Raw genomic sequence first — 26,811 nt, 5'->3', positions numbered from 1 at the left:
CCTTGGTGATCGCCGCCGTCAGCGACGTCTTGCCGTGATCGACGTGCCCGATCGTGCCGATGTTGCAGTGCGGCTTGGTACGGGAGAACTTTTCCTTGCCCATCGTGCATTCCTATCGCGGACACGCCGGCCAATGCCGGACGTAAAGGCGCGGACCGCTTAGAGGCTCGCGCGACGATGATCAAGCGGCAGGTTTGCCGGGAGAGAAGATTGCCGCGATCGGGGCTTCAGGACTCGGCCGCGCCGACCGGTTCGTAGAGCCGCTGCGCCTCCGGGGCACCCCCCCGGCGCTCGCCGAGATCGAGCACCCGCACCAGCATCGTGCCGTGGGGGGCGGCGACGGTGAGCACGTCGCCGCAATGGACCGCCTTGGCCGGTGCGTCGGCGCGGGTCCCGTTCACGCGGACATGGCCGTCGGTGACGAGCCGGGCCGCCATCGAGCGGGTCCGCGCGAAGCGCGCGAACCACAGCCACTTGTCGAGGCGCTGGCGCCCCGCGCTCATTCCCTGTCCGGACGCGACGCGCTCAGCGCTTGCCCCCGTCGGATTCGAGCTTCGCCTTCAGCGCGGCGAGGGCGGCGAAGGGCGAATCGGGATCGGGCTGGCGCTCGCGGCGCGGCGGGCGCTGCTCGGCGTTCGGGCGGCGGTTCTCGTCGCGGCGATCGGGCCGGTTGCGGTTGCCGGGGTGGTCGCGGCGCGGGCCGCCCTCCCCCTGTCCGTCCCGGCGCCCGTCGCCCCGGCCCTCGGCCCGGGCCGGACGGCCGCCCTCCGGACGGTCCTCGCGGGGACGGCGCGGGCCGTCGCCCCGGCGCTCGCCGTGACGGCCATCCTGACGGCCATCTTGGCGACCGTCCTGCCGGCCCTCCTGACGTCCGTCCGGGCGGCCCTGGCCGCGGCCGGGCCGCTGACCGGCGTGGCGCTGCGGACGGTGCAGATGCCAGACCTCGACGGTCTCGGGGGCTGCCGGTTCCGCCGGCTCGGCACCGGTCTCCTCCGTTGCCGTCTCGGACGCAGGCTCGTCGGCGGGAACGGCCGAATCGGCCGCGTCCACGGCCTCGACCTCTCCCGTCGCGGCCGCCGCCTGCGCCGCTTCCGCGGTCTCGGTCGGCATCGGGGCAGAGGATTCCGGGGCGGCGGCGTCCGTCGCAGCCTCAGCCGCTGCCGGCTCCTCGACCGGAGCGGGGGCTTCGGCAGACGGCTCAGCCTGTTCCGCCGGGGCGGCCCCGATCACGGGAGCCTCCGTTTCGGAAGCAGCGGTCTCGGCATCGGCAGCCTGGGCATCGGTGGCCTCGGCCGGCGCTTCCGCCGCGCTGTCGGCGGTCGCCTCGGTGGCGGCCGTCTCGCCCGCCGGCTCCGCGCTCGTCTCGGCCTCAGCGGTCTCCGGCGCCGTCTCCTGCGCGGCGTCGTCGCTCACGCCCTCACGAACCGTTTCCTCGGGCGCGGCTTCACTGGGCCGTGCGGCGGGGATGGTCGGGGCGGCCGCGACCAGCGGCACGGTGATGGCCGGGCCGGGGCGTACTTGCGCGACGTAGCCGAGCGACTTCAGGATCGACGCAAAGTCCTCGCCCGAGCAGCCGACCAGCGAGGTCATGTTGACGGTGGCCACGAAGCCGTCGCCGTCGGCGGTGCCGGCCGGGGGCTCGCCCGGCGTCGTGCCGGGGCGGTAGGCGATGGCCGGGCGGATCAGGTCGGCGAGCCGCTCCAGGATATCGACGCGCACCGCCCGCTCGCCGCAGACCCGGAAGCCGGCGGCACGGTAGAGGCCCTTGGCGATGGCCGGATCGACCTTGATCGAGGTGCGGCCCGAACCGGCCAGATGCGCGATCTCGTCGAGGCCCGGCTGGTCGAGGCCGCCGCTCTTGAGCGCCCAGAGCTGGGCGGCGAGGGTGCGCGGCGCCGGCTTCAGCAGGGCCGGCAGGAAGATGTGGTAGGCGCCGAAGCGGACGCCGTGGCGGCGCAGATTCGCCCGCCCGTCCTGATCGAGGCTGCGCATCTCGTGCGCCACCTTGGCCCGCTCCAGCACGCCGAGGGCCTCGACCACCTGGTAGCCGATGCCGCGGGCGAGCCCGGTGAGGTCGGCGGCCGATTCGATCTCCATCAGCGGCCCGAGCAGGCGCACGACGTGGGCGCGCAGCCACGCGGTCAGCCGCGCCTCGACCTTCTCGCGGGACGCGCCGGCGAGGCTGTCGTCGGCGACGAGGCGAAGTCCCGGCTCGAACAGCTTGTCGCCCGGCGTCAGCTTGGCGACCGGATCGCCGGTCCAGCGGATGACGCCGTCGTGCGAGAGCACCAGCGCGGCGTCGGCGACCGAGGCGAAGCGGTCGGCCCGCGCCTCGATCTCACCGGCCAGCGCCTTCTCGGCGGCGGAGCGCAGGGTCTTGGCTTCGTGGCCCTCGGCCTGGGGGTCGGGCACGAATTGGAAGCCGTGAAGACGGCCCACATGTTGACCCTCGACGGTGACGTCACCGCCGGAGGTGATTTCGGCTTCCAGCATCGTCTTCTCTCTCAAGCGCCGCATCAGGACGCTGGTGCGCCTGTCGACGAAGCGGCTCGCGAGGCGCTCGTGCAGGGCGTCGGACAATCTGTCCTCTACCCGACGCGTCTCGCCCTGCCAATGCAGAGGATCGAGCAACCAGTCGGGGCGATTCGCCACGAAAGTCCAGGTCCTCCCCTGCGCGATGCGCTGGGACAGGGCGTCGATGTCGCCGTCGGTGCGGTCGATCATCGCCACGTGGCGGGCGAACCAGTCGTTGGGGATGCGCCCCGCCATGCCGCGCATCAGGAAGCGGTAGAGCTGCGCCACGAGGTCGGCATGGGTCTGGGGATGGACCTTGCGGTAGTCCGGCACGCCGCAGGTGTCCCACAGGCGCCTTACCGCGGACGGGCTCTGCGCCATGTCACGGATGTCGTCCTCGCGCATGAGGATCTCGAACGCCTGCTGGTCCTCGCCCATCGGCGCGCGGGTGAGGCCCTGCTCGTGCGGGTGCTCGTCGAGGCTCGCCTGGAGCTTCTCGAGGGAGGCGAAGTCGAGGTCCGGGTTGCGCCATTGCAGCAGGCGCACCGGGTCGAAATCGTGCGTCTCCAGCGCCTCGATCATCTCCGGCTCGAAGGGCGGACAGCGCCCCGTCGAGCCGAAGGTACCGTCGGCGATGTGGCGACCGGCGCGGCCCGCGATCTGGCCCATCTCGGCCGGGGTCAGCTTGCGGAAGCGGCTGCCGTCGTATTTCCAGTTGGCGGCGAAGGCGACGTGATCGACGTCGAGGTTGAGCCCCATCCCGACCGCGTCGGTGGCCACGAGGTAGTCGACCTCGCCGGACTGGTAGAGCTCGACCTGGGCGTTGCGGGTGCGGGGCGAGAGGGCGCCGAGCACCACCGCTGCGCCGCCGCGCTGGCGCCGGATCAGCTCGGCGATGGCGTAGACCTCCTCCGCCGAGAAGGCGACGATCGCCGTGCGGTGCGGCAGCCGCGAGATCTTCTTCTCGCCCGCGAAGGTCAGGTTCGAGAGGCGGGGCCGCGTCGTCGTCTGCACGCCGGGAATCAGGGCCTGCACCAGCGGCAGCATGGTCGAGGAGCCGATCAGCAGCGTCTCCTCGCGCCCGCGCCGGTAGAGCAGCCGGTCGGTGAAGACGTGGCCGCGATCCATGTCGGCGGCGAGCTGGATCTCGTCGATCGCCACGAAGGCGACCTCCAGATCGCGCGGCATCGCCTCGATGGTGCAGATCCAGTAGCGCGGCCGGTCCGGCTTGATCTTCTCCTCGCCGGTGACGAGGGCGACGTTCTCGACCCCGACCTTGGCGACGACCCGGAGATAGACCTCGCGGGCGAGGAGCCGCAGGGGCAGGCCGATCATGCCGGTCGGATGCAGCAGCATCCGCTCGATCGCCATGTGCGTCTTGCCCGTATTGGTCGGGCCGAGCACCGCCGTGACCCCGCGCGCGCGGGCCTCGCGGTGAAGGGTGCGAAGCGTCATGCTGAGGGCGGCGATCCCTGCGGCATCGAGGGCCGTCGGAGAAGCGGAGGGCAGCCGGGCCGGCAAGCCCTGCGACGGAGAACGGCCGCTAGCGGGACGGTGCGAACCGCGGCGGCCTTCCCTCATATGGGACGCCCGGCGTCGGTGCGCCAGCCGGGGCGCCGAGGCTGGGATAGGCGTAGATGTCGATCCGGGGTTGCGGCTGCTGCGGCGTCAGGTCGGTGCAGAGCGTGTCGGGCATCGCCGTGAGCGGGCCGCGGCGGGGCGGCCGGCCTTCGATCACCTGGGCGGAGGAGAAGGCGTCGGGTCCGCAATCGGGACCGGCCGTGAGGGGGTCTCCGGCTCTTGCCGCGCCGGAGGCGAGCAGCGCCACAGCAAGGCCAGCGACTCGCAGATTGTTCTTACAGATCGAGGCGGTTGCGAACCGGCGCATGGTTGAACATCCTGGCCGCATCGGAGCTCTATCGATCCTTGCTCGATCCCGCCCGGACCCATCATCGTGAGGTGCCGGCGCGCAGCGTCGGCCTCGAAGGATCGTCCAGGAGCCGCGCGGGAGCTGGAGGATCCTTCGAGGCCCGCTGACGCGGGCACCTCAGGATGAGGACGAGGGTGGGATCGCCGATCCCCGTCCGAGAAAACTACCGCTGCGCCAGGCTCGCGTCGGCCACGGCCGCCGGCTGCGCCTCGCCGCTCGCCGCGGTCGCGGTGCCGGTGCGCGTCCAGCGGGTCGCCTCGATAATGTTGGTGCCGAGCGTCGTGCGCACCGAGATCCGCATCGGCACCAGCACCCGCGTCCCCTCCACGGGGGCGAGCCAGACCGACATGTCGCGGTTCTCCTCCATGAACTTCACCCCCGGCCGGTCGGGCCGGTGGCCGGCGATGGCGACGTAGCGGGCGTTGCAGACGAGCACCGGGCCGCTGTAGCCGGGCTTTTCCACCTGCCGGGTCTCGCCGTAGCTCAGCACCACGTTGAAGCGGGTGGCGCCGTCGAAGACGGGGAGCGTGCGGTTGCAGTTCTCCGGATCGGTCAGCTCGGCCCGGGCGCGGGCCGGCATCATCAGGGCGCTCGCCGGATCGATCACGCCGCGCTTGGCCGCCGCCGTGACCGGCACCCGGTCGCCGGTGTCGAGCAGCGGCGGGGTCACCTCGGCCTGGGTGACGTTGCCGTTGGCCAGCGCCATGCGCACGGCGATGCCCGAGCCGCTGGTGCGGGTGGCGATCGAGAAAGCGCTCGGCAGCGGCGCCGCGGCGATGCTGCCCGAGGAGCGGGCCGAGCCCTGCCCGCCGGTGACCGCGCCGACGAGGCCGGTCAGCACCGCCGAGACGTCCATCCGGTAGCGGGCGCCCTCGAAGGCGCCGCTGAGCTGGGCGTTGCCGATCGGGATGCCGGCGAGGTTGACGCTGTAATCGACGGCGACGCCCGCCGGGGCCGCCTTCGTCTTGTGGGCCCGCGGCGCGGCCTGAGCCGCGACCGGGAGAGCGAGTGCCCCCGCGAGGACGAGGAAGCGGGCGCAAAGGAAAGGCTTGGCGCGCATGGTCGGGACTCTGGGCGGCTCCACGCTCCGGCCGTCTCGGGACGAGGCGGGCCGGACGGTCGAGCTTATCGCGACCCATGGTTAACAGACCGTTCGGCCGGCGCCAGTGGCAGGTTGGGCGCGACGGGATGAGGTCCGGTGAGGTCCGGTTCAGCCCTCGGGCCTCCAGGTCTGCCCGTGATAGACGAAGCGCCCGCCCTCGCTCGCCAGCGCCGCGAGGCCGCTGAAGGCGGGATCCTTCACGGTGATGACGCTGGTGGGGATGGCGCGCATCTGCTCGGCGAAGGGCGCCTTGCGCTCGAAGGCATCGCGGAAATCGCCCTCGCGCAGGATCGGCACGATCCGCGGGGCGATGCCGCCGCCGATATAGACCCCGCCGGTGGCGAGGAAGGTCAGGGCCAGATCCCCGCAGACCCGGCCGAGCAGCCGGCCGAACAGCGCCAGAGCGGCCCGCGCGTGCGGGTCCTCGCCGGACAGCCCGGCGCTGGTGATCTCGGCCGGATCGCACGGCCCGCCGTCGCCGCCCTCCCGCACCGCGCGGATCGCCGCGTAGAGCCGGGCGAGCCCCGGACCGGAGAGCAGCGTCTCCACCGTCACCCGCTCGTCGACGCGCTCGACCGCCGGCCAGATCTCGGCCTCCTCCGCGTCGATCGCCCCGAGATCGGTGTGGCCGGCCTCGGTCGAGACGATGGCGAGGCGGTCCTCGTAGGGAATCAGGGCGGCGGCGCCGAAGCCGGTGCCCGGCCCCAGGACGAGGCGGGGCCCGCTCGCGTCGCCGCGCGCCGGGCCGATCGGGGTGAGGTCGTCGGGCGCGATGCCGGCCGCGCCCGCCGCCACCGGGACGTAATCGTTGACGAGGGCGACCCGCGCGAGCCCGAAATCCCGGCCGACCGCGGCGGCGTCCACCAGCCAGTCGGCATTGGTGAGCGGGACGGCGGGCGCATCGACCCGGCCCGCGATCGCCAGGATCGCCGAGCGGGGCGCCGGAGCGCCGCTCTGGGCCAGGGACGCCCGGATCGCCGCGCTCGGATGCGGATGGCCGTGGGTGGCCTCGCGGGAGAGGAGGCGGGGCGGTGCCCCCTTGCTTTCGATCAGGCCGAAGCGGGCATTCGTCCCGCCGATATCGCCGATCAGCACCGGGAATTCGAACATCCGCCGTCGCCCTTTGTCGTCCTTTTGCCGCACCCTAAACAAAGGGTTCGCGGGCGGTTCGGCAAGCGGTGGACGGCGTCAGGCGGTGGGCAGCGCGTCTGGGTCGATCGGCGCGCCTTCGGCCCAGGCGGCGAGCAGCGCCCGCACCTCGGCCGGGTCGGCGAGACGGCGCCCGGCCACCGTCTCGCCCTCGCCGACGCGCACGCTGACCCCGCCATCCTCGTTGACGGAGGCGAAGGCGATCTCGTCGGTGCGGTCGTCGCCGAGGAACACGGCCCGCCGGCCGGCATAGGGAGCCGCCTCCAGGAAGGCGCGGATGGCGTGTCCCTTGGTGGCGTCGGCCGGCACGATCTCGCCGACCGCCTTGCCGAGCTGGAGCCGGTAGGCGGCGCCGAGATCGCTCGCCACGGCCTTGACGATGGCTTCCGCGGCCTGCGCGTCGCCCGGCGCCGCGAGCCGCCAGTGGACCGCGACCGAGGCGCCCTTGTCCTCGATCAGCACGGCCTCGTAGCGCGCCGTCTCCGCATGGAGCCGCTCGACGCCCGCGCGCAGGTCCGGGTGATCCTCCGGCCGTCCGCCGCTGAGGCGCCCCTGCACCCGGCGCTCGACCCCGTGCAGGCCGGCGATGTCGAATCGGGCCGGCTTCAGGAAATCGTCGATCACCGCGACCGGCCGCCCGGTGACGATGGCGAGGGCTCCGCCGAGCCGTTCGCGCAGCCGCTCCAGGGCGGGCACGAGACCGGGATCGACCTGCACCGCGTCGGGCCGCGGTGCGATCTCGACCAGGGTGCCGTCGAAATCGAGGAACAGGGCGATGTCTGTGGTCTGGCGTGCGGCTTCGCTCACGGCGTCGTCCTTCCCTTGGTTTCTTTGGGCTGGCTTCCCTCGGGCTCTGCCTGCGCTAGCATGAGGGCCGGTTGCGACAAACCGGTGATGCGCCGGTGATGCGCCGGTGATGCGACAGCAACGGAGGAGCCCGTGCGGCCCATCCCCGTCCGCCCCGGCCCGGGGCAGGAAAGCGTCTGGGACTATCCCCGCCCGCCCCGGCTGGAGCCGGTGCCGGAGCGGCTGGCCGTCATCCTCGGCGGCCGGACCATCGCCGCGACCACGGCCGGCTTCCGGGTGCTGGAGACGAGCCATCCGCCGACCTACTACTTCGCGCCCCAGGATATCGCGGACGGCGTCCTCGGGGCGCCGCGCCGGGCCGGCCTCTGCGAGTGGAAGGGCCGTGCCGTGCTGTTCGACGTGACCGGCGGCGACGCAACGGCGCCGGGAGCGGCCTGGGCCTATCCCGACCCGACCCCGGGCTTCCGGCCCATCGCCGGCTACGTCGCCTTCTATGCCGGGCCGATGGAGGCCTGCCTCGTCGGCGACGTGCGGGCCGAGCCGCAGCCCGGCGGCTTCTACGGCGGCTGGATCACGCCGGGGCTCGTCGGACCCTTCAAGGGTGGGCCCGGCACGATGGGCTGGTGAGGGTTTTCGGGCCGGCGCCGCCGTGCGCTCGAGCATCGTCATGTCCCGAAAGCCGGCAACCACCTTTCGGGACGTTGCTCCGAGCCGCTACACCGGCCTCGGACAGGAACGCGAGGAGCCGCGCATGCAGGTCGAGACCGATCCCCGAGCCGTCGGCCTCTGCCCAGACCGCCTGGAGCGGATCGATTCCTGGATGCGGGGCTACGTCGAGAGCGGGCGCCTCGCCGGCCTCTCGGTGAGCGTGCTGCGCGGCGGACGGACCGCCTTCTTCCGCGCCCAAGGCCACGCCGACCTCGCGCGGGAAAAGCCGTTCGCCGCCGACACCATCACCCGCATCTACTCGATGACGAAGCCGCTGACCTCGCTCGCGGTGCTGATGCTCTACGAGGAGGGCCGGTTCCAGCTCGACGACCCGATCGCGCGCTTCCTGCCCGAGTTCGGGGAGATGCGGGTGATGACCGGCGGCAACCGGGCACGGCTCGAGACCGAGCCGGCCCTGCGCCCGATCACCATCCGCGACCTCCTTACCCACACCAGCGGCCTGACCTACGGCTTCATGGAGGCGACCCTCGTCGACGCGCTCTACCGCCAGAACGAGATCGACTTCCAGACCTCCACCCTGCCGCTGGGCGAGCTGGTCGCGCGGCTCGCGCGCCAGCCGCTGCTGGCCCAGCCGGGGGCGGAGTGGAACTACTCGGTGGCCACCGACGTGCTCGGCCACTTCGTGGCGGTGGTGTCGGGCCAGGATTTTTCGGATTTCATGCGCGCGCGCATCCTGCAACCGCTCGGCATGGACGACACAGATTTCTTCGTGCCCGAGGAGAAGCGGGCGCGGTTCGCGGCGAACTACGCCTTCGACCGCACCGGACAGCTCCGCCTCTACGACGACAGCGTCGGCAGCCGCTTCCTGGCGCCGCCGCCCCTGGCCTCGGGTGGGGGCGGGCTCGTCTCCACCGCCGCCGACTACCTGCGCTTCTGCCGGCTGATCCTCAATCGCGGCGTGCTCGACGGCGTGCGGCTTCTCGGGCGCAAGACCGTCGCGCTGATGATCATGAACCACCTGCCTGGCGACCTCGCCGCCATGGGCCAGCCGCGCTTCGCCGAATCGTCCTACGCCGGGATCGGCTTCGGGCTGGGCGTCTCGGTCATGCTCGACCCGGCCCGCGCCCAGATCCTCGGGACGCCGGGTGAGGTCTCCTGGGGCGGGGTGGCGAGCACCTCGTTCTGGATCGATCCCGACGAGGACATGGCGGTGGTGCTGCTGGCGCAGCTCGTCCCCTCCTCCGCCCTGCCCCTGCGCCGGGAATTGCGGGTGCTGACCTACGCCGCGATCGAGGGCTGACAGCGGACCGCGAACACGACCGGGCCACCGACCTCGCCGGATTTCCCGCCGGCGCGCCGGCCCCGGCCGATCGCCGGCAAACCCCTCATCTGTCTCGGGAATCGGACGCGGACGCGCTGCTGCCCCGCCCTTTCTCAAGAAAAGCTTGAGTGGCGATTCAAAAAAATTTTAGTTGTCGGTTATACGGTTGATGCAGTGCAAACTCGCCGTTTTGATCGAGAATTTTTGTCGAACCACGAGACAGCTCGATTGAACTTTAGTGCCGGCTTTGGTTGGATCCAGCCTTAGAACAAAACCAAGTTAGGCAGGAAAACATGGCTGGTGCCGAGCCTTGGAACGCCTCCCGCGCCGCCGGGATCGTCGCCGAGCTTCAATCTCTGGAAGGGGCAACTCTCCCTATATTGCATGCTCTGCAGGAGACGTTCGGCTACGTCGACGCCGAGGCGGTGCCGATGATCGCCGACGCGCTCAATCTGTCCCGCGCCGAAGTGCATGGCTGTCTGACCTTCTACCACGACTTCCGCCGCGAGCCGCCGGCCGGACGCCGCCACGTGAAGCTGTGCCGGGCCGAGGCCTGCCAGGCGATGGGCTCCGACCGGCTCCACGGCGAGATCCTCTCCCGCATGGGCTGCGACTGGCACGGCACCAGCGCCGACGGCGTCACCGTCGAGCCGGTCTACTGCCTGGGCCTCTGCGCCAACGCGCCGGCCGCCCTGATCGATGACGAGCCGCTCGCTCGCCTCTCCGCCGAATCCCTCGACGCCGCCCTCAAGGAGGCCCGCGCGTGAGCATCACCGTCTACGTCCCGCAGGACGCCGTCGCCCTGGGCCTCGGCGCCAACCGCGTCGCCCGCGCGATCTTCGCCGGCGCGGAAGCCCGCGGCCTCGACCTGCGCATCGTCCGCACCGGCACCCGCGGCATGCTCTGGCTCGAGCCGATGGTCGAGGTCGCGACGCCTGAGGGCCGCATCGCCTACGGCCCGGTCACGCCGGCCGACGTCGAGAGCCTGCTCGATGCCGGCTTCGTCGAGGGCGGCGCGCACGCGCTGCGCCTCGGAGACCCTGAGAAGATCCCCTTCCTCGCCAAGCAGCACCGCCTGACCTTTCACCGCTGCGGCGTGGTCGATCCGGTCTCCGTCGAGGATTACCGGGCCCATGGCGGCTATCGCGGCCTGGAAGCCGCGCTGAAGCTCGACGCCGAGGGCGTCGTCGCCCAGGTGCGCGACTCCGGATTGCGCGGGCGCGGCGGCGCCGGCTTCCCGGCGGGCATCAAGTGGAACACGGTGATGCTGGCCCAGTCGGACCAGAAATACGTGGTCTGCAACGCCGACGAGGGCGATTCCGGCACCTTCGCCGACCGGATCATGATGGAGGGCGACCCCTTCAACCTGATCGAGGGCATGACCATCGCGGCCGTCGCGACCGGCGCGACGCGGGGCTACATCTACTGCCGCTCCGAGTATCCGCAGAGCTTCAAGACCCTGCGCGACGCCATCGCCAACGGCGTGAAAGCCGGCGTGCTCGGCGACAACATTCTGGGTTCTGGCAAAAACTTCCATCTGGAAGTCCGGCTCGGGGCCGGCGCCTATATCTGCGGCGAGGAGACCTCGCTCCTGGAGAGCCTCGAGGGCAAGCGCGGCATCGTCCGGGCCAAGCCCCCGATCCCGGCGCTGAAGGGTTTTCTGGGCAAGCCGACGCTGGTCAACAACGTCATGACCTTCACGGCGGTGCCGTGGATCATGGAGCACGGCGCCAAGGCCTATGCCGAGTACGGCATGGGCCGCTCGCTCGGCACCCTGCCGATCCAGCTCGCCGGCAACATCCGGCAGGGCGGCCTGATCGAGTACGCCTTCGGCATCACCATCCGCGAGGTCATCGAGGATTTCGGCGGCGGCACGATGTCGGGCCGGCCGGTGCGGGCGGTGCAGGTCGGCGGCCCGCTCGGCGCCTACTTCCCGGACGAACTCCTCGACACTCCCCTCGATTACGAGGCGATGGCGGCCAAGAAGGGCCTCGTCGGCCATGGCGGCATCGTCGTGTTCGACGACACCGTGGACATGGCGCGTCAGGCCCGCTTCGCCTTCGAGTTCTGCGCCACCGAATCCTGCGGCAAGTGCACCCCCTGCCGCATCGGCGCCACCCGCGGCGTCGAGACCATGGACAAGGTCATCTCCGGCATCCGCCCGGAGGCCAATCTCAAGCTCGTCGAGGATCTCTGCGAGATCATGACAGACGGCTCGCTCTGCGCCATGGGCGGCCTGACGCCGATGCCCGTGATGAGCGCGATCACGAACTTCCCCGAGGATTTTCGGCGCGCGGGCGACCTGCCCGTCGCGGCCGAGTGAGGAGGCCGTCACATGACCCTCATCAAGGAAATCGACTACGGCACCCCGATCCGGCTCAACGAGCAGACGGTGACGCTGACCATCGACGGCGAGAGCGTGACGGTGCCCGCCGGCACCTCGGTCATGGCCGCGGCGATGCATATGGGGACCAAGATCCCCAAACTCTGCGCCACCGACTCGCTTGAGCCCTTCGGCTCCTGCCGCATGTGCCTCGTGGAGATCGACGGGCGGCGCGGCACGCCCGCCTCCTGCACCACGCCGGCCGAGAACGGCATGGTGGTGCACACGCAGACCGACAAGCTGCATCGCCTGCGCAAGGGCGTGATGGAGCTCTACATCTCCGACCACCCGCTCGACTGCCTGACCTGCGCCGCCAACGGCGATTGCGAGCTGCAGGACACGGCCGGCCAGGTGGGCCTGCGCGACGTGCGCTACGGCTATGAGGGCGACAACCACGTCAAGCCGTCCTCCGACCGCTACCTGCCGAAGGACGAGTCGAACCCCTACTTCACCTACGACCCGTCGAAGTGCATCGTCTGCAACCGCTGCGTCCGCGCCTGCGAGGAGACGCAGGGCACCTTCGCGCTGACCATCGAGGGCCGCGGCTTCGACAGCCGCGTGGCGGCGGGCCCGACCAACTTCATGCAGTCCGAGTGCGTGTCCTGCGGCGCCTGCGTCCAGGCCTGCCCGACCGCGACCCTGCAGGAGAAGACGATCCACCAGTACGGCCAGCCCGACCACGCGGCGGTGACGACCTGCGCCTATTGCGGCGTCGGCTGCGCCTTCAAGGCCGAGATGCAGGGCGACAAGGTCGTGCGCATGGTGCCCTACAAGGGCGGCAAGGCGAACGAGGGCCATAGCTGCGTGAAGGGCCGCTTCGCCTACGGCTACGCCACCCACAAGGACCGCATCACCAAGCCGATGATCCGCGCCAAGATCACGGATCCGTGGCGCGAGGTCTCCTGGGAGGAGGCGATCAACCACGCCGCTTCCGAGTTCAAGCGCATCCAGGCGAAGTACGGCCGCGACTCGGTCGGCGGCATCACCTCGTCGCGCTGCACCAACGAGGAGGCCTACCTCGTCCAGAAGCTGGTGCGCGCCGCCTTCGGCAACAACAACGTCGACACCTGCGCCCGCGTCTGCCACTCGCCGACGGGCTACGGCCTGATGTCCACGCTGGGCACCTCGGCCGGCACGCAGGACTTCAAGTCGGTCGAGGAATCCGACGTGATCCTCGTCATCGGCGCCAACCCGACCGACGGCCACCCGGTCTTCGGCTCGCGGATGAAGAAGCGGCTCCGCGAGGGCGCCCGCCTCATCGTCGCCGACCCTCGCAAGATCGACCTCGTGAAGTCGCCCCACATCCGGGCCGACCATCACCTGCCCTTGAAGCCCGGCTCCAACGTCGCCTTCATCAACGCCTTCGCCCACGTCATCGTCACGGAAGGGCTGGTCGCCGAGGACTACGTGCGCGAGCGCTGCGACCTCGCCGAGTTCGAGTCCTGGGCCCGCTTCATCGCCGAGGAGCGCAACTCTCCGGAGGCCGCGCAGGCGATCACCGGCGTCGATCCGCAGGAGATCCGTGCCGCCGCCCGGCTCTACGCCACGGGGGGCAAGGCCGCGATCTACTACGGTCTCGGCGTGACCGAGCACAGCCAGGGCTCGACCATGGTGATGGGCATGGCCAACATCGCCATGGCCACCGGCAACATCGGCATGGTCGGTGCCGGCGTGAACCCGCTGCGCGGCCAGAACAACGTGCAGGGCTCCTGCGACATGGGCTCGTTCCCGCACGAGCTGCCGGGCTACCGCCACGTCTCGGACGACGCCACCCGCGAGAGCTTCGAGGCGATCTGGGGGGCCAAGCTCGACAACGCGCCGGGCCTGCGCATCACCAACATGCTGGACGAGGCCGTCGGCGGCACGTTCAAGGGCATGTACATCCAGGGCGAGGACATCGCCCAGTCCGACCCCGACACCCACCACGTGACCTCCGGCCTCAAGGCCATGGAGTGCATCGTGATCCAGGACATCTTCCTGAACGAGACGGCCAAGTACGCCCACGTCTTCCTGCCGGGCGCCTCGTTCCTGGAGAAGGACGGCACCTTCACCAACGCGGAGCGGCGCATCAGCCGCGTGCGCAAGGTGATGTCCCCGCTCGGCGGCTACGGCGACTGGGAGGGCACGATCCTGCTCGCCCGCGCGCTGGGCTACGAGATGAACTACACGCATCCGTCCGAGATCATGGACGAGATCGCCCGCCTCACCCCGAGCTTCGCCGGCGTCTCCTACGAGAAGCTGGAGGAACTCGGCTCGATCCAGTGGCCGTGCAACGAGAAGGCGCCGCTCGGCACCCCGATGATGCACGTCGACCGGTTCGTGCGCGGCAAGGGCCGCTTCATGATCACGGAATACGTGCCCACCGACGAGCGGACCACGGGCAAGTTCCCGCTGATCCTGACCACCGGCCGCATCCTCTCCCAGTACAATGTCGGCGCGCAGACCCGGCGCACCGAGAATTCCCGCTGGCACGAGGAGGACGTGCTGGAGATCCACCCCTTCGACGCGGAGATGCGCGGCATCGTCGACGGCGACCTCGTCGCGTTGGAGAGCCGGTCCGGTGATATCGCGCTGAAGGCCAAGGTCACCGAGCGGATGCAGCCGGGGATCGTCTACACGACCTTCCACCACGCCAAGACCGGCGCCAACGTCATCACCACCGACTATTCGGACTGGGCCACCAACTGCCCGGAATACAAGGTGACGGCGGTGCAGGTGCGGCGCACGAACCGGCCCTCCGACTGGCAGGCGAAGTTCTACGAGGAAGACTTCTCGCTCACCCGCATCGCCGAAGCCGCGGAGTAAATCTTCTGGAGTCGGGCGGACCTCGGCCTGCCCGGCTCATGGAGCCCGATGTGACGGAGCGGCCGCCTATCCCCGTCACTGCGAGGCGGAGCCGAAGCGATCCAGTGCGCCGCCCGATCCGGAGAGGTCGCGCGACCGGATTGCTTCGCATTCGCTCGCAATGACGGGAAGCCGATCCGCCTGGAACGGTATCAAGTTCAAAATTCAGAGCCCGAGCAGCCGATGAGCGCGACGAATCCGAACGACAAGCTGGTGCGGATGGCCAACCAGATCGCCCTGTTCTTCCAGTCCTACCCGGAGGACGAGGCGGTGGCGGGCATCCACAACCACATCGTGGCGTTCTGGACGCCGAAAATGCGCCGCGACCTCGAAGGCTACAGCGACGAGGCCGGCGACCGGCTCAACGCGCTGGTCCACAAGGCGCTCCACGAGCAGCCCGCGGCCGAGAGCCCGGTCCGCCCGGCCACCCGCAATCCGCAGCTCGCGGGCGAGGGTGCCAGCGACGCGGGGTGAGATCGTCGCAGGTCGGGACGACCTCCCGGGCTGTGCGTCAGGCGGCGACGCCGAGTTCGAAGGCGAAGCGGATCTGGTCGTAGGGGAACGTCACGCCCTGATCGGAGCGATCGATCACGCCGGCCTGCGCAAGCGTGACGACGTCGCGGTGCACCGCCTGGACGTCCCGTCCGACCCGCCGGGCGACTTCGCGGATCGCCAGCGGTCCTTGCCCCGCCATGGCTCTGACGATGGCGAGGCGGGACGGGGCGAGAACCCGATGCATGTCGTCGTAGCTCGCGAAATAGAGCCACGCGCCGGTCTCGGTATCGGCCGCTTCCAGCCCGGCATCGGCGGTGAGGATGCGGGTCTTGGCATCGGCCATGCCGCCGATTCCGATCGAGAGCATCGTCATCTCAGCATCCTCTCGACATCCGCTTCGAAGGCGTCCAGCAACGCCCCCAGAGTGGTGAACATGAAGGGCTCCTCCCGCTCGCCGTGGTGGCGATGATCGCCCTTCCCGCGCTCGTTGTCGTAGCGCATGCTGAGCTCGACAAACGCTTCGTCGCTGAGGACTGTCCGGGATCGTTCGAGAAGTACGGCCCTCATGTTGTTATCGCTGACAACACGTGTCGCCGTTGTCAAGGACGTGCCGGCCATCATACCAACCCTCAGCCGGCCAAGAACCGGCGCCGCAGGGACCGGGGCCGTGATCGACAAGCTGGAATTCCTGCTGGCGCTCGCCCGCGAGCAGCATTTCGGGCGCGCGGCCGAGGCCTGCGGCGTCACCCAGCAGACCCTGTCGGCGGGGGTGAAGAGCCTGGAGGACCGCTTCGGCGTGCGCCTCGTCCAGCGCGGCTCGCGCTTCCAGGGGTTCACGCCGGAGGGCGACCGGGTGCTCGCCTGGGGCCGGCGCATCGTCGGCGACGCCCGCGCCATGCAGGACGACGTCGCGGCCCTGCGCCGCGGCCTGACGGGCCACCTGCGCATCGCCGCGGTACCGACCGCGCTGCCCATGGTGGCCGCGCTGACTACGCCCTACCGGGCGCGCTACCCGAACGTGCGCTTCAGCGTCATCTCCACGACCTCGGAAGAGATCTTCTCGCTGATCGACAACCTCGAGGCCGATGCGGGGCTGACCTATCTCGACAACGAGCCGCTCGGGCGCGTCATCGCCGTGCCGCTCTACACCGAGCACTATCAGCTTCTCACCGCGGCCGGCGGCCCCTACGACGACCGGGCCAGCGTCACCTGGGCGGAGCTCGCGAGGATTCCGCTCTGCCTGCTGACGCCGAACATGCAGAACCGGCGGATCATCGACCAGCAGCTCCGCGCGGCCGGCGGCGAGCCGGCGCCGACGCTGGAATCGAACTCCATGGTCGTGCTGATGACCCATGTGCGCACGCTGCAATGGGCGAGCGTGATGCCGGCGATCCTCGCCGACGCGCTGGGGCCGACCGAGGGGTTGCGGGCGATCCCGATCGTCGAGCCGGACCTGCGCCACGCCATCGGCCTCGTCGCCCCCCGCCGCGACCCGGCCACGCCGATGGTGACCGCGCTGGTCAACGTCGCCCGCACCGTGGCCCGCACGCTGGATGCGGACGACCTGGTGCAGGGCGCACCCTGAAGCCGGGATCCCAGAGGGATCATCCCTTTGGCGGGGCCGTCGGGGCAGCGCCCCGACTTCCCTCGGGAGGAATCAGGTGCTCGGCCGCTGAAGCAGGGCGCACTGGGTGAGCGCACCCTGCTCCCTCCGCATGGAGGCGCAGGTGACGCGGGCGCCGTCCACGTCGACCGTGCTGTGGCGCTTGGCCTGCGCCCCGTCCTGGGCCTGCCGCGCCGCCTCGCGCAGGCGATCCGGCGCGATCCCCGTCACGGCGTGGCCCGCCTGCACGAACAGCGTCTCGTAGTCCGCCGGCGCGGTCTCGCCCTTGTACTGTGCGCCGACGGAGGATTGGTCTCCGGCGCAGGAGAGCGTCAGCCCGGTCCGCGGGCCGGCGTCGAACCGGGCGAAATCGGCGCCGCGCTCGGCGACCTCGGCCTTGGTCGCGGCCCGCACCCGCTCGATCAGGTCGGCGCAGGACGGCTCCGCCACGGCGGGGGAGGCGGCGAGGACGAGGAGAAGGGCGAGAGCGCTGCGCATGGCCCGATGTTAGGCCGAAGCGGCAAGTCCCGTCTCCGGTCGCGCGCTGAGGCGTAGCGCCGCTCCGGACAGGGGTGCCGATGCGCTCGATCATTGATGTTGCATCGTCGTTTTCCGAAAGCCGGCGACCACCTTTCGGGACGATGCACTAGGGATGCCACGGCTCGGCGGGCCCGTCCGCCTCCTCCGTCGCGTCCTGTCCGTCGAGTTGGGCCTGGATCGCGCGCAGAGCCTCCTGCACCCCCTGCCCCGAGGCCGCCGAGAGCACGAGCGGCTTGCCGCCCGCCGCGCGCTTGAGCCGGGCGACCTGCTGCTTGAGCGTCTCGGCGTCGAGCGCGTCCGCCTTGGACAAAACCACGATCTCCGGCTTGTCGGCCAGCCCCCCGCCATAGGCTTCGAGTTCGCGCCGCACCAGCTTGTAGGCCTTGCCGGCGTGCTCGCTGGTGCCCTCCACGAGGTGGAGCAGCACCCGGCAGCGCTCGACATGGGCGAGGAAGCGGTCGCCGAGGCCCACGCCCTCGTGGGCACCCTCGATCAGGCCGGGAATGTCGGCGAGCACGAACTCGCGGGCATCCGAGCGCACCACGCCGAGGCCGGGATGCAGCGTGGTGAAGGGGTAGTCAGCGATCTTCGGCTTGGCCGCGGTGACGGTCGCCAGGAAGGTCGACTTGCCCGCGTTCGGCAGGCCGACGAGGCCGGCATCGGCGATGAGCTTGAGGCGCAGGATCAGCCACATCTCCTGGCCCTCCTGGCCGGGATTGGCGTGGCGCGGGGCGCGGTTGGTGGAGGTGGTGAAGTAGGCGTTGCCGAAGCCGCCGTTCCCGCCCTTGGCGAGCCGCACCCGCTGGCCGACCTCGGTCATGTCGGCGATCAGGGTCTCGCCGTCCTCGGCGAGAACCTGCGTGCCCGCCGGCACCTGGAGCACCGCGTCCTCGCCCTTGGCGCCGTGGCAGTTCGAGCCCATGCCGTGCTCGCCCTTCCGCGCCTTGAAGTGCTGGCGGTAGCGGTAGTCGATCAGGGTGTTGAGCCCCTGCACGCACTCGATCCAGACGTCGCCGCCCCGCCCGCCGTCGCCGCCGTTCGGGCCGCCGAACTCGATGAACTTTTCCCGCCGGAACGAGACGCAGCCGGGACCGCCGTCGCCGGAGCGGACGTAGACCTTGGCTTCGTCGAGGAATTTCACGGTGCTTAGCCTTGTTCGGACCGGAGACCGGTCAGCTTTCGGTGCGACGGCACTGGCCGTCGAGGTTGAGGTACTGGATGCTGCGCAGGCCCGCCTCGAACCACCCGCCGGCATCCGGCTGGCGGCCGTTGGCGCCGCCGTCGCCGTAGAGGTTGATCTGGATCGCCCCGTCCGGCGAGCGCAGGGTCGGTGCCTCGCCCGAACGATCGTAGGTCCAGTTCGGGCGCTCGTCGAACAGCGTCTGCGATCCGTCCGCCTCCCGCTGGAACAGCTGCCCGTAGGCGGTGCCGCCGCCCGCGGGGGAGGCGAAGTAGAAGCCGACCTTCGGCGTGCGGCCGGCGAAGTTGTAGAACTCGCAGTAGAGCCGGCTCTCTCCCCGAGGTTTCGGGGCGGGCGCGGCCACGGGCTCGATCGGCGGCGGCGGCTCCTCGCGGGTGATCGCGAAGATCAGGCTGCCGAGGGCGATCGCGGTGAGGCCGGCTCCGATGCCGGCGACCGTTCGCGTCCTCACGGCGAGGGCCTCCCCGCCGCCGTCCCGTGCCGGTCGAGCCACGCCGCCCGGTCGAGCCGGAAAGTGTGGCTCGGGACGATTCCGCCGCGTGCCGGGAAGACCGGCGCCGATTCCCCGGTGAGGCGGAACCCGCACTTCTCCAGCACGCGCCGCGAACCCGTGTTGCCGATCATCGCCGCCGAGGCGAGCACCCGCCCGCCGGCATAGGCGAAGGTGGCATCCACCAGCGCCTCGGCCGCCTCGGTCATCAGTCCCTCGCCCCAGAACGGGCGCCCGAGCCAGTAGCCGAGATGCGGCTCCGGCTCGTCCGGCCGGGTCTCGACCGAGACGATCCCGATCAGGTTCGCGGGCGAGGCCCGCCGGCACAGGGCCATGATCAGCCCGTCGCCCGCGGTGTTCGCGGCGCGTGCCCGGATCACGAAGCGCTCCGCCTCGTGCAGCGGGAGCGGCGTCGGGATCCGCGCGGTCCTCTCGGCCACGGCCGGATCGCCGGCGAGCCGCGAGACGGCCTCGGCGTCGCGGGCCATGGGCCAGCGCAGCCAGAGCCGTCGCGTCTCGATGCGGAAGACATCGTCGCGGGTGAGATCGGGGAACATCGTGAGCCGGTGAGTGAAGAGCGCCGTGCGGCGCCGTCCGGGACGACGAAGGGGGAGGATGGTGCCCCATCCTCCCCCGTGTTCCGATCCGCTCGAAGCTTCGCCTGAAGCCGCAGCGATCGTCCGCCGGTTCGGTGTGGGACACCGGCGGGACGCTCGCTTCGTCGTCAGCGACAAGCGTCCGCCGTTACTCCGCGGCCTGGGCCACTGGTACGACGGTGACGAACGCGCGGCCGCGCCGGGTCTCGAACTGCACCTTGCCCTCGGTCAGGGCGAACAGGGTGTGGTCCTTGCCCATGCCGACATTGGTGCCGGGATGCCACTTCGTGCCGCGCTGGCGCACGATGATGTTGCCCGGAATGACGGCCTCCGAGCCGAACTTCTTGACGCCGAGGCGCCGGCCGGCGGAGTCGCGGCCGTTGCGGGACGAGCCGCCTGCTTTTTTGTGTGCCATGGGATTGCTCCGGAATTTCTAGATCTGCGTTCGAGGCGTGCGGCCGGTCTTACTCGGCGGCGGCCGGGGCGGACTCGGCGGCCGGCTCGGCCTTCCGGGTCTTGCGCGGCTCGGCCTTCGAGGTCTTGCCGCCGGCGCTGATCTCGGTGATGCGCACGACCGTGAAGTCCTGACGGTGGCCGCGGCGGCGACGCGAGTTCTGGCGGCGGCGCTTCTTGAAGGCGATGACCTTCCGGGTGCGGCCGTGCTGGACGATCTCGCCGGTGACGCCGACGCCCGACAGGAGCGGGGTGCCGATCTGGGTGGCATCGCCATCCGTGAAGAGCAGCACGTCGCCGAAGGTGACGGAGGCGCCGGCCTCGCCCTCGAGGGTGGCCACGGTGATGACGTCGTTGGCGGCAACGCGGTACTGCTTGCCGCCGGTCTTGATGACTGCGAACATCGTTGTCTCTCGTGTTCTCTGCCGGCCTCCGGCGCTCGAGGCGCCTGGGCCGTCTTCTTGTTCAGGTCATCCGCGTCACCCGGGCTTGGCCGTGAGCGCGCGAACGCGAAACGCGCGGACTTCGTCGAGGAAGCCGCGCGTTGCGTTGGTCGGATAGTGGTGGATCGCTGGTCTGTCAATCCGCGCGGTCGCGCCGGCCGGCCGGACCGCGAGCGGCCAGCACGGCATCGACCAGGCCCGGATCGCGGTCGATGACCGCGAGCAGCACCCGCGTGGCCGGATCGGGCACGTGTCGCCCCTGGTCCCAATTCTGAACCGTGTCGAGTTCGAAGCCGAAGCGGACGGCGAAGTCGGCCTGGGACAGGTTGAGGCGGCTGCGAATCGCCTTCGTGTCCACGTCGGGCACGCTCAGCGGCCGTGCGTCGACACCGAGCGAGCGGAGCTGGGCGACAAGCGCGTCGGGCGTCTTGCTCCAGAGGCGGACGGCCACAGCCTCGCCCTCCGCGATCCGGTTCAGGACGGAATGCGACCGCTTCAGCGACAAGCCGTGCGCGCTCAGGAGGCGGACCAGATCGACGGGCCGGCCGATGTCATCCGTCATCGCGAGACGAAGACGGATGGGGGAACCGGAAGGGGCGCTGTCGGCGGCCGCGGGTGCGCCCCGTCGTGCGAGTGCCTCCTTCAACGACAAGCCCTTGGACATCGGCTTCCACCATCATCTTCCGGGCGACCGTGTTGAGCCCTTGCCGGCCGAGGGCACCCGGTTCGAGACCTTGGATATGCGCGTTCGCGATGACGAGAAGCCCGGCGCGGATGCGGACCTCTCCGATCAATTCGAACGTGCCGACCGGGGTCGCGATCGCGACGAGCATGACGTCACGATCGACGAAGCAGATCTCGATCGAGACGTCGTCGAGACCCCACATATACGCTTCACGCGTATAGATTGGAAGGGGCCATAACCGACGCCTACCGCTTCGTCAGTCCCCCCAGCACATTCCGCAGGATCGCGTTGCCCACCTCGGTGCCGACCTTGCGCGCCATCGAGCGGGCGGCGTTGCCGATGACCTGCTCGGCGAGGCTCGGCGGCGGGCGCCTGGTGCGGCCGGTTCCCTTGCCCGCCCCTTTGCCCTTCGGCGCTTCCTCGCCGCTCCCGAACAGGCCGCCGAGCAGCCCGCCGAGCATCCCGGAGAGCCCGCCCTCGCTCTGGGCCGCCGCCTCGGCCGGGGCGGTATCCAGCCCCTTGCGCTGGGCCAGCATCTCGTAGGCGCTCTCGTTGTCGACCGCCTCGTCGTATTTCCCGCGCATCGGGCTCTGCCCGATGATCGCGGCGCGCTCCGCCGACGTCAGCGGCCCGACCCGGCCCTGGGGCGGGGCGATCAGCGCCCGCTCGACCATGGAGGGCGTGCCCTTGGCCTCCAGGAAGCTCACCAGCGCCTCGCCGACGGCGAGTTCGGTAATCGCCTTTCCGACATCGAAGCCGGGATTCTGCCGGAAGGTCTCGGCGGCGGCGCGCACGGCGCGCTGGTCGCGGGGGGTGAAGGCGCGCAGCGCGTGCTGCACCCGGTTGCCGAGCTGGCCGAGCACCGTCTCCGGCACGTCGAGGGGGTTCTGCGTCACGAAGTAGACGCCGACGCCCTTCGAGCGGATCAGGCGCACCACCTGCTCCACCGCGTCGAGGAGCGCCTTGGGGGCGTCGTTGAACAGCAGATGCGCCTCGTCGAAGAAGAACACGAGCTTGGGCTTGTCGAGATCGCCGACCTCGGGGAGCTGCTCGAACAGCTCGGAGAGCATCCACAGCAGGAACGAGGCGTAGAGGCGCGGCCGCTGCATCAGCTTGTCGGCGGCCAGAATATTGACGAAGCCCCTGCCCTCCCGGTCGGTGCGCATGAAGTCTTCGAGGTTGAGCGCCGGCTCGCCGAGGAATTGGTCGGCGCCCTGGTTCTCCAGCACGAGGAGCGCCCGCTGGATCGCGCCGATCGAGGCGCCGGAGACGTTGCCGTAGGTGGCCGACAGCTCCTTGGCGTTCTCCGACAGGAAGGTGAGGAGCGCGCGCAGGTCCTTCAGGTCGATCAGCGGCCACTGATTCTCGTCGGCGACGCGGAAAGCGATGTTGAGCACGCCCTCCTGGGTGTCGTTGAGTTCGAGCAGGCGGGCGAGCAGGAGCGGACCCATCTCGGTGACGGTGCAGCGGATCGGGTGGCCCTGCTCGCCGAACACGTCCCAGAACACCGTCGGGAAGCGGTCGGGCTCGTAGGCGATCCCGAGCTCTTCCGCCCGCTTGACGAAATGCGGCTTGGCCTCGCCCGCGGCGGCGAGCCCCGAGAGGTCGCCCTTGATGTCGGCGGCGAAGACCGGGACGCCCGCGTTGGAAAAACCTTCCGCCAGCACCTGCAGCGTCACGGTCTTGCCGGTGCCGGTGGCGCCCGCCACGAGGCCGTGGCGGTTGGCGAGCCGCAGGGTCAGCACCTCGGGCTTCGGCTGCGGGCCCGTGCTCCGGCCGACCAGAATCGTCCCCTCGCCCGCCATCGCGCACCCTCGCTCGAACCGTGACCGTCGTGCGAGACAGGGTATGGCGCCGCACCCGCCCGATCCAGAGCCTGCGCGCGGCGGGCAACCCTTGATTTCGCCGCCGCCCCGTCGGACAGACGAAAAACCTGCCAGAGAGGAAGCGTTTCATGGAAGAGCTGATTGCCCGCGTGACCAACCGCACGGGCCTCGACGCCGCGACCGCCAAGACCGCGATCGGGCACATCCTCGCCTTCCTGCAGAAGGAGGGGCCGGCGACCGAGGTGAGCCAGCTGATGGCCGCCCTGCCGGGGTCCGAGGCGGCGCTCGCCGAGGCGAATGCGTCGGAAGGCGGCGGCGGCCTGATGGGCATGCTCGGCGGGATGATGGGCGGCGGCGTGATGGCGCTCGGGCAGAAGCTGATCTCGGCCGGCGTACCGATGAATCAGATGCAGCCGCTCGGCCAGGAGCTCTTCGCCTACGGCCGCGAGAAGGCGGGCGAGGACGTGATGGGTCCGATCGTCGGCTCGATCCCGGGGCTGAACCAGTTCGTCTGAACCGTCAGGGATCGACGCCAAGCCCTTGTGATCCTTAGCCGGTTTCGTTCGCCGGCTACCACGAAAGCCTTGCGCGAGGCCCGACGACGGCTGCGCGCAAGTCTCTGTCAAAACACGAAGTTCTCCGTCATAAAAGCGTGCGGCCTTCATGATGTTGTCGCCGCGCAAGAGGACGCATCGCGCTGCCTCCGCCGCGACGGGATCGTGTCGACCATGCTGCCGAATTTTTCCCCGCGCGAGGCGACGGCCGCGTGGAAGGCCGGCTGGGAGACCAAGGTCCAGGCACCCTTCGCCCGCTTCCGCCAGACCTTCGAGGGCGGCGACCTCGCCCTGCCGGGGGCGGCGCCGATCCTGCTGAAAGCCCGCGCCAAGCGCTTCCTGCTGGAGCCGGGGCTCGATCCCAGCCTCGGCCGCATCGGCGCGCTCGAAGTGCGGCTCGCCACCACCAAGTCCGAGATCCGGCGGGCGCAGCGCCTGCGCTTCCGCGTGTTCTACGAAGAGATGTCGGCGGTGCCGACCGGCATGGCCGCGCTCAAGCGCCGGGACGTCGATGCCTACGACGCGATCTGCGACCACCTCCTGGTCATCGACCACGCCGCGACCGAGGCGAAGCCGTTCCGCAAGGCCCGCCCGAAGGTGGTCGGCACCTACCGGCTCCTGCGCCAGGACCGGGCGGAGGCGCATTTCGGCTTCTACTCCTCGGGCGAGTACGACCTCGCGCCACTGCTCGAGCGCCATCCGGGAAAGCGCTTCCTCGAACTCGGCCGCTCCTGCGTGCTGAAGCCCTACCGCACCAAGCGCACCGTCGAACTGCTGTGGCACGGCATCTGGACCTACGTGCTGCACCACCGCATCGACGCGATGCTCGGCTGCGCCAGCCTGGAGGGGACCGATCCGGACCGTCTGGCGCTGCCCTTGAGCTTCCTCCACCACCACGCCCGCGCCCCCGAGGCGTGGCGGGCCCGCGCCCTGCCGGAGCGCTTCGTCGCCATGGACCGGCTGTCGAAGGAATCGGTCGATCCGAAGGCCGCGCTGATGGCGCTGCCGCCGCTGGTGAAGGGCTATCTCCGGGTCGGGGCGACCTTCGGCGACGGCGCGGTGGTCGACCGCCAGTTCGGCACCACAGACGTGCTCGTGGTGCTGCCGGTCTCGGCGATCTCGGCGCGCTATATCGGCCATTTCGGCGCGGGTGCGGATCGGCACGCCGCCTGATCGCGGCGGGTTGCGGAGCGGGGTGAAGCCGGGTCAGGCAGGCCCCTCCCACCCCTGACGCCCCGTCGCAAGGTCATGTCCGCCGTCTCCGCCCCCGTCTCCGATCGCGACCGGCTCGGCGCGATGACCGCCGCGATCGCCTGCGTGGCGGTGGTGGGCACGGGGCTCGGCCTGTCGATCCCGCTCCTGTCCCTGGAAATGGAGCGGATGGGCGCCTCGAGCGTCGTCATCGGCCTCAACACGGCGATCGCCGGGTTCGCGGCGATCGTCACGGTGCCCTTCGTGCCGCGGCTCGCGGCAAGGGTCGGCGTGGTGCGCCTGCTGATCCTGGCGATCGTGCTCGGCGGCCTGTGCCTCACCGCCTTCAAGCTGCTTCCGAACCTCGTCCTGTGGTTCCCCCTGCGCTTCGTCTTCTCGACGACGATGGGCGTGCTGTTCGTGCTCTCCGAGTACTGGATCAACGACGCGGCCCCGCCCGAGCGGCGCGGGCTCGTGATGGGCATCTACGCGACGGTGCTGGCGATCGGCTTCGCCATCGGGCCGACCCTGCTGACGCTGCTCGGGACGGAGGGCTTCGCGCCGTACCTCGCCGGCTCGGCCCTGTTCTTCCTCGGCCTCACCCCCCTCGTGCTCGCCCGCAACCTCTCGCCCGCGCTCGGGCACGACGAGGGCGCCGGGATCGTGACCTATCTGCGCCTCGCGCCGCTCGCGGTGCTGGCCGCCGCCCTCTACGGGGCGGTGGAGGCGGGCGCCTTCGCGATCCTGCCGCTCTACGGCCTGCGCATCGGCCTTGACGGGCAGGTCGCCGCCGCCCTGGTGAGCGCGGTGGCGCTCGGCAACGTGCTGTTCCAGATCCCCGTCGGCCTCCTCGCCGACCGGGTGGACCGTCGCCTCGTCCTGCTCGGCGCCAGCCTCGCGGGGGCGCTCGGGGCAGCGCTGATCCCGGCGGCCTCCGCCTCCCTGCCGGGGCTCACCGCCCTGCTCTTCGCCTGGGGCGGGATCGTCGGCACGCTCTACACGGTGGGCCTCGCCCATCTCGGATCCAGCTTGCGCGGGCCGGATCTGGCCGGCGCCAACGCCGCCTTCGTGATGCTCTACAATGCCGGGCTGATGCTCGGGCCGCCGCTCATCGGCGGCGGCATGGACCTCGCCCCGCCCCAGGGCTTCGCCGTCGCCATGAGCCTGCTCTTCGCGATCTACGCGGTGCCGGTGGTGCGAAGCCTCCTGCGGGGACGCGCGGGCTGAGGATCGGTCGCGCGGCACGGAACGCGGCCCCGGCGGCATCCGTTATCTCTGTCGAAGCTGCACCGTTGTCCCGGCCCCACGACGAAGGAGCACGAACCATGAGCCTCATCGGACGCATCGTCACCAAGATCCTCGGCACCGACGACCGCGCCGTCGCCCGCGACGACCGCAACGCCGATTCGAGCAGCCCGATCGGCCGCCTCGTGACGAAGATCCTGCGCAAGTAGTCCCGCCGCGCGGCGACGACCCGAGGGCCGGCCGCCCGAAAGGGCGGCGCGGCCCTTTTTCATGCCCGCCGCCGGCCTCGCCGTGCGGGGGGCTTTTGCGGGGTGGTCTTTTCCTGATGAGACCTTCATGCCCCGGCCCCTTCCCCGCTCTCGAATCCTCACGGGCCAAGGCCCAGGTTTCTGCCGCGGTTCACCTCACCGGACCGCGCCACCCGATCAGATCATGTCCCCCTTGCACCAACTTGCCCCGGCCGCCGAACCCGCGGAGGCCGGAACAGATGCGGGCAACAGCCTGCCCAGCTACGTCGTCGGCCAGGACGGGCAGGGCCGCTGGGTCGCCCTGGAAAGCCACGGCCTCGGCGGGGGCTATTTCCGGAGCCGCGAGGCGGCGTTTCACTACGCGGTGAGCGAGACCGGACGCCGCGCGGGCGCGGTGCGTCTCAGCGCCGAGCCTCTGCGCATCGCGCTGTGATCCGGTTCCCGCTCCGATCGGAGCGGGAACCGGATCGGCAAGACCGCGCGGCGCTTGAGCGAAGCCGACATCCGCCATCCCGAAGGGAT

General features: G+C 70.7%; 30 protein-coding genes. 12 read left to right on the top strand and 18 right to left on the bottom strand.

Annotated elements, in window-relative coordinates:
• From ABS772_RS19035 to otsB, 7 genes are all read right to left on the bottom strand, one after another.
• On the bottom strand, nt 1-103 hold a 103-nt coding region (locus tag ABS772_RS19035), incomplete at its 3' end, for a GTP-binding protein (RefSeq protein WP_350396064.1).
• A gap of 124 nt (nt 104-227) precedes the next feature.
• Nucleotides 228-503, bottom strand: a complete 276-nt coding sequence (locus ABS772_RS19030) for an RNA-binding S4 domain-containing protein (RefSeq protein WP_350396374.1) — start codon at nt 501-503, stop codon at nt 228-230.
• A 22-nt stretch (nt 504-525) separates the two neighbouring features.
• Nucleotides 526-3,969, bottom strand: a complete 3,444-nt coding sequence (locus ABS772_RS19025; protein WP_350396373.1) for a helicase-related protein — start codon at nt 3,967-3,969, stop codon at nt 526-528.
• An 88-nt stretch (nt 3,970-4,057) separates the two neighbouring features.
• Nucleotides 4,058-4,402, bottom strand: coding sequence for a hypothetical protein (locus ABS772_RS19020; RefSeq protein WP_350396372.1), 345 nt, complete (start codon nt 4,400-4,402; stop codon nt 4,058-4,060).
• 205 nt (nt 4,403-4,607) lie between these two features.
• Nucleotides 4,608-5,504 carry a DUF3108 domain-containing protein gene (locus ABS772_RS19015; protein ID WP_350396371.1) on the bottom strand — a complete coding sequence of 299 codons (897 nt, stop codon included), beginning with the start codon at nt 5,502-5,504 and terminating at the stop codon, nt 4,608-4,610.
• A gap of 150 nt (nt 5,505-5,654) precedes the next feature.
• Nucleotides 5,655-6,656 (bottom strand): glucokinase, encoded by a 1,002-nt coding sequence (locus tag ABS772_RS19010; protein WP_350396369.1) that lies wholly within the window; start codon nt 6,654-6,656, stop codon nt 5,655-5,657.
• A gap of 78 nt (nt 6,657-6,734) precedes the next feature.
• A complete protein-coding gene (gene otsB, locus ABS772_RS19005) occupies nt 6,735-7,502 on the bottom strand; it encodes a trehalose-phosphatase (protein WP_350396368.1) in 768 nt (255 codons plus the stop codon).
• Nucleotides 7,503-7,634: 132 nt separating this feature from the next.
• Here otsB and ABS772_RS19000 point away from each other — a divergent pair, with 132 nt between their 5' ends.
• The 6 genes from ABS772_RS19000 to ABS772_RS18975 all read left to right on the top strand — a co-directional run bounded on the left by ABS772_RS19000 (nt 7,635) and on the right by ABS772_RS18975 (nt 15,193).
• Nucleotides 7,635-8,129 carry a DUF427 domain-containing protein gene (locus tag ABS772_RS19000; protein WP_350396367.1) on the top strand — a complete coding sequence of 165 codons (495 nt, stop codon included), beginning with the start codon at nt 7,635-7,637 and terminating at the stop codon, nt 8,127-8,129.
• A 124-nt stretch (nt 8,130-8,253) separates the two neighbouring features.
• Complete coding sequence (locus ABS772_RS18995) at nt 8,254-9,471, top strand: serine hydrolase domain-containing protein (RefSeq protein ID WP_350396366.1); 1,218 nt, start codon at nt 8,254-8,256, stop codon at nt 9,469-9,471.
• Nucleotides 9,472-9,785: 314 nt separating this feature from the next.
• Nucleotides 9,786-10,259 (top strand): formate dehydrogenase subunit gamma, encoded by a 474-nt coding sequence (locus tag ABS772_RS18990; RefSeq protein ID WP_238256995.1) that lies wholly within the window; start codon nt 9,786-9,788, stop codon nt 10,257-10,259.
• Entirely contained in the window at nt 10,256-11,815 is a 1,560-nt protein-coding gene (locus ABS772_RS18985) for a formate dehydrogenase beta subunit (protein WP_238256994.1), read from the top strand. Before ABS772_RS18990 ends, ABS772_RS18985 begins: the two co-directional genes overlap by 4 nt.
• Nucleotides 11,816-11,827: 12 nt before the next feature.
• Nucleotides 11,828-14,680 carry a formate dehydrogenase subunit alpha gene (fdhF, locus tag ABS772_RS18980; protein ID WP_350396365.1) on the top strand — a complete coding sequence of 951 codons (2,853 nt, stop codon included), beginning with the start codon at nt 11,828-11,830 and terminating at the stop codon, nt 14,678-14,680.
• A gap of 222 nt (nt 14,681-14,902) precedes the next feature.
• Entirely contained in the window at nt 14,903-15,193 is a 291-nt protein-coding gene (locus tag ABS772_RS18975; RefSeq protein ID WP_350396364.1) for a formate dehydrogenase subunit delta, read from the top strand.
• A 37-nt stretch (nt 15,194-15,230) separates the two neighbouring features.
• Here ABS772_RS18975 and ABS772_RS18970 read toward each other — a convergent pair whose 3' ends face one another.
• A complete protein-coding gene (locus ABS772_RS18970; protein ID WP_350396363.1) occupies nt 15,231-15,587 on the bottom strand; it encodes an HVO_A0114 family putative DNA-binding protein in 357 nt (118 codons plus the stop codon).
• Entirely contained in the window at nt 15,584-15,781 is a 198-nt protein-coding gene (locus ABS772_RS18965; RefSeq protein ID WP_350396377.1) for a toxin-antitoxin system TumE family protein, read from the bottom strand. Before ABS772_RS18965 ends, ABS772_RS18970 begins: the two co-directional genes overlap by 4 nt.
• A gap of 100 nt (nt 15,782-15,881) precedes the next feature.
• Between ABS772_RS18965 and ABS772_RS18960 the strand changes: the two genes are divergently transcribed.
• Nucleotides 15,882-16,799, top strand: a complete 918-nt coding sequence (locus tag ABS772_RS18960; protein ID WP_238257101.1) for a LysR family transcriptional regulator — start codon at nt 15,882-15,884, stop codon at nt 16,797-16,799.
• Between the two features lie 72 nt (nt 16,800-16,871).
• Here ABS772_RS18960 and ABS772_RS18955 read toward each other — a convergent pair whose 3' ends face one another.
• The 9 genes from ABS772_RS18955 to ABS772_RS18915 form a co-directional block, all read right to left on the bottom strand.
• A complete protein-coding gene (locus tag ABS772_RS18955) occupies nt 16,872-17,315 on the bottom strand; it encodes a hypothetical protein (protein ID WP_238257102.1) in 444 nt (147 codons plus the stop codon).
• Nucleotides 17,316-17,463: 148 nt separating this feature from the next.
• A complete protein-coding gene (gene obgE / locus ABS772_RS18950; RefSeq protein ID WP_350396362.1) occupies nt 17,464-18,498 on the bottom strand; it encodes a GTPase ObgE in 1,035 nt (344 codons plus the stop codon).
• Between the two features lie 31 nt (nt 18,499-18,529).
• Nucleotides 18,530-19,009: a hypothetical protein gene (locus ABS772_RS18945; RefSeq protein ID WP_350396361.1), complete on the bottom strand. Its 480-nt coding sequence runs from the start codon at nt 19,007-19,009 to the stop codon at nt 18,530-18,532.
• Nucleotides 19,006-19,605: a GNAT family N-acetyltransferase gene (locus ABS772_RS18940; RefSeq protein ID WP_238257105.1), complete on the bottom strand. Its 600-nt coding sequence runs from the start codon at nt 19,603-19,605 to the stop codon at nt 19,006-19,008. Before ABS772_RS18940 ends, ABS772_RS18945 begins: the two co-directional genes overlap by 4 nt.
• A 187-nt stretch (nt 19,606-19,792) precedes the next feature.
• Nucleotides 19,793-20,059 carry a 50S ribosomal protein L27 gene (gene rpmA / locus ABS772_RS18935; RefSeq protein WP_238257106.1) on the bottom strand — a complete coding sequence of 89 codons (267 nt, stop codon included), beginning with the start codon at nt 20,057-20,059 and terminating at the stop codon, nt 19,793-19,795.
• A 49-nt stretch (nt 20,060-20,108) separates the two neighbouring features.
• Nucleotides 20,109-20,501, bottom strand: coding sequence for a 50S ribosomal protein L21 (gene rplU, locus ABS772_RS18930; RefSeq protein ID WP_238257107.1), 393 nt, complete (start codon nt 20,499-20,501; stop codon nt 20,109-20,111).
• Nucleotides 20,502-20,676: 175 nt separating this feature from the next.
• Nucleotides 20,677-21,102 carry a helix-turn-helix domain-containing protein gene (locus ABS772_RS18925; RefSeq protein WP_350396360.1) on the bottom strand — a complete coding sequence of 142 codons (426 nt, stop codon included), beginning with the start codon at nt 21,100-21,102 and terminating at the stop codon, nt 20,677-20,679.
• Nucleotides 21,092-21,427: a hypothetical protein gene (locus ABS772_RS18920; RefSeq protein WP_350396359.1), complete on the bottom strand. Its 336-nt coding sequence runs from the start codon at nt 21,425-21,427 to the stop codon at nt 21,092-21,094. Before ABS772_RS18920 ends, ABS772_RS18925 begins: the two co-directional genes overlap by 11 nt.
• 43 nt (nt 21,428-21,470) lie before the next feature.
• Nucleotides 21,471-23,030 carry a helicase HerA-like domain-containing protein gene (locus tag ABS772_RS18915; RefSeq protein WP_350396358.1) on the bottom strand — a complete coding sequence of 520 codons (1,560 nt, stop codon included), beginning with the start codon at nt 23,028-23,030 and terminating at the stop codon, nt 21,471-21,473.
• A gap of 149 nt (nt 23,031-23,179) precedes the next feature.
• Between ABS772_RS18915 and ABS772_RS18910 the strand changes: the two genes are divergently transcribed.
• The 5 genes from ABS772_RS18910 (at nt 23,180) to ABS772_RS18890 (ending at nt 26,722) form a co-directional block, all read left to right on the top strand.
• Nucleotides 23,180-23,566 (top strand): DUF2267 domain-containing protein, encoded by a 387-nt coding sequence (locus ABS772_RS18910; RefSeq protein WP_350396357.1) that lies wholly within the window; start codon nt 23,180-23,182, stop codon nt 23,564-23,566.
• Nucleotides 23,567-23,779: 213 nt separating this feature from the next.
• Complete coding sequence (locus tag ABS772_RS18905; protein WP_350396376.1) at nt 23,780-24,778, top strand: GNAT family N-acetyltransferase; 999 nt, start codon at nt 23,780-23,782, stop codon at nt 24,776-24,778.
• Between the two features lie 75 nt (nt 24,779-24,853).
• Nucleotides 24,854-26,023: an MFS transporter gene (locus ABS772_RS18900; RefSeq protein ID WP_350396356.1), complete on the top strand. Its 1,170-nt coding sequence runs from the start codon at nt 24,854-24,856 to the stop codon at nt 26,021-26,023.
• A 98-nt stretch (nt 26,024-26,121) separates the two neighbouring features.
• Complete coding sequence (locus ABS772_RS18895; RefSeq protein ID WP_238256264.1) at nt 26,122-26,250, top strand: TFIIS helical bundle-like domain containing protein; 129 nt, start codon at nt 26,122-26,124, stop codon at nt 26,248-26,250.
• A gap of 223 nt (nt 26,251-26,473) precedes the next feature.
• On the top strand, nt 26,474-26,722 hold the full coding sequence (locus ABS772_RS18890; protein ID WP_350396354.1) for a hypothetical protein: 249 nt from the start codon (nt 26,474-26,476) through the stop codon (nt 26,720-26,722).
• The last annotated feature ends 89 nt before the right edge of the window (nt 26,723-26,811 follow it).

The organism is Methylorubrum podarium (genome assembly GCF_040270385.1).
Taxonomy (GTDB): Bacteria; Pseudomonadota; Alphaproteobacteria; order Rhizobiales; family Beijerinckiaceae; genus Methylobacterium; species Methylobacterium podarium.
The sequence above is the reverse complement of the archived record's forward strand: the minus strand, read 5'-3'. Positions and strand labels throughout refer to the sequence as shown.

What these genes read in the sequence shown, in the direction of transcription:
- rplU (WP_238257107.1), bottom strand. Translation starts at nt 20,501, where the DNA reads ATGTTCGCAGTCATCAAGACCGGCGGCAAGCAGTACCGCGTTGCCGCC.
- ABS772_RS18940 (WP_238257105.1), bottom strand. Translation starts at nt 19,605, where the DNA reads ATGTTCCCCGATCTCACCCGCGACGATGTCTTCCGCATCGAGACGCGA.
- ABS772_RS18990 (WP_238256995.1), top strand. Translation starts at nt 9,786, where the DNA reads ATGGCTGGTGCCGAGCCTTGGAACGCCTCCCGCGCCGCCGGGATCGTC.
- ABS772_RS19030 (WP_350396374.1), bottom strand. Translation starts at nt 503, where the DNA reads ATGAGCGCGGGGCGCCAGCGCCTCGACAAGTGGCTGTGGTTCGCGCGC.
- ABS772_RS18890 (WP_350396354.1), top strand. Translation starts at nt 26,474, where the DNA reads ATGTCCCCCTTGCACCAACTTGCCCCGGCCGCCGAACCCGCGGAGGCC.
- ABS772_RS19025 (WP_350396373.1), bottom strand. Translation starts at nt 3,969, where the DNA reads ATGACGCTTCGCACCCTTCACCGCGAGGCCCGCGCGCGCGGGGTCACG.
- fdhF (WP_350396365.1), top strand. Translation starts at nt 11,828, where the DNA reads ATGACCCTCATCAAGGAAATCGACTACGGCACCCCGATCCGGCTCAAC.
- ABS772_RS19010 (WP_350396369.1), bottom strand. Translation starts at nt 6,656, where the DNA reads ATGTTCGAATTCCCGGTGCTGATCGGCGATATCGGCGGGACGAATGCC.
- ABS772_RS18905 (WP_350396376.1), top strand. Translation starts at nt 23,780, where the DNA reads ATGCTGCCGAATTTTTCCCCGCGCGAGGCGACGGCCGCGTGGAAGGCC.
- ABS772_RS18995 (WP_350396366.1), top strand. Translation starts at nt 8,254, where the DNA reads ATGCAGGTCGAGACCGATCCCCGAGCCGTCGGCCTCTGCCCAGACCGC.
- ABS772_RS18925 (WP_350396360.1), bottom strand. Translation starts at nt 21,102, where the DNA reads ATGACGGATGACATCGGCCGGCCCGTCGATCTGGTCCGCCTCCTGAGC.
- ABS772_RS18915 (WP_350396358.1), bottom strand. Translation starts at nt 23,030, where the DNA reads ATGGCGGGCGAGGGGACGATTCTGGTCGGCCGGAGCACGGGCCCGCAG.
- rpmA (WP_238257106.1), bottom strand. Translation starts at nt 20,059, where the DNA reads ATGGCACACAAAAAAGCAGGCGGCTCGTCCCGCAACGGCCGCGACTCC.
- ABS772_RS18920 (WP_350396359.1), bottom strand. Translation starts at nt 21,427, where the DNA reads ATGTGGGGTCTCGACGACGTCTCGATCGAGATCTGCTTCGTCGATCGT.
- ABS772_RS18955 (WP_238257102.1), bottom strand. Translation starts at nt 17,315, where the DNA reads ATGCGCAGCGCTCTCGCCCTTCTCCTCGTCCTCGCCGCCTCCCCCGCC.
- ABS772_RS18895 (WP_238256264.1), top strand. Translation starts at nt 26,122, where the DNA reads ATGAGCCTCATCGGACGCATCGTCACCAAGATCCTCGGCACCGACGAC.
- ABS772_RS18900 (WP_350396356.1), top strand. Translation starts at nt 24,854, where the DNA reads ATGTCCGCCGTCTCCGCCCCCGTCTCCGATCGCGACCGGCTCGGCGCG.
- ABS772_RS19015 (WP_350396371.1), bottom strand. Translation starts at nt 5,504, where the DNA reads ATGCGCGCCAAGCCTTTCCTTTGCGCCCGCTTCCTCGTCCTCGCGGGG.
- ABS772_RS18970 (WP_350396363.1), bottom strand. Translation starts at nt 15,587, where the DNA reads ATGACGATGCTCTCGATCGGAATCGGCGGCATGGCCGATGCCAAGACC.
- ABS772_RS18975 (WP_350396364.1), top strand. Translation starts at nt 14,903, where the DNA reads ATGAGCGCGACGAATCCGAACGACAAGCTGGTGCGGATGGCCAACCAG.
- ABS772_RS18910 (WP_350396357.1), top strand. Translation starts at nt 23,180, where the DNA reads ATGGAAGAGCTGATTGCCCGCGTGACCAACCGCACGGGCCTCGACGCC.
- ABS772_RS18965 (WP_350396377.1), bottom strand. Translation starts at nt 15,781, where the DNA reads ATGAGGGCCGTACTTCTCGAACGATCCCGGACAGTCCTCAGCGACGAA.
- ABS772_RS19020 (WP_350396372.1), bottom strand. Translation starts at nt 4,402, where the DNA reads ATGCGCCGGTTCGCAACCGCCTCGATCTGTAAGAACAATCTGCGAGTC.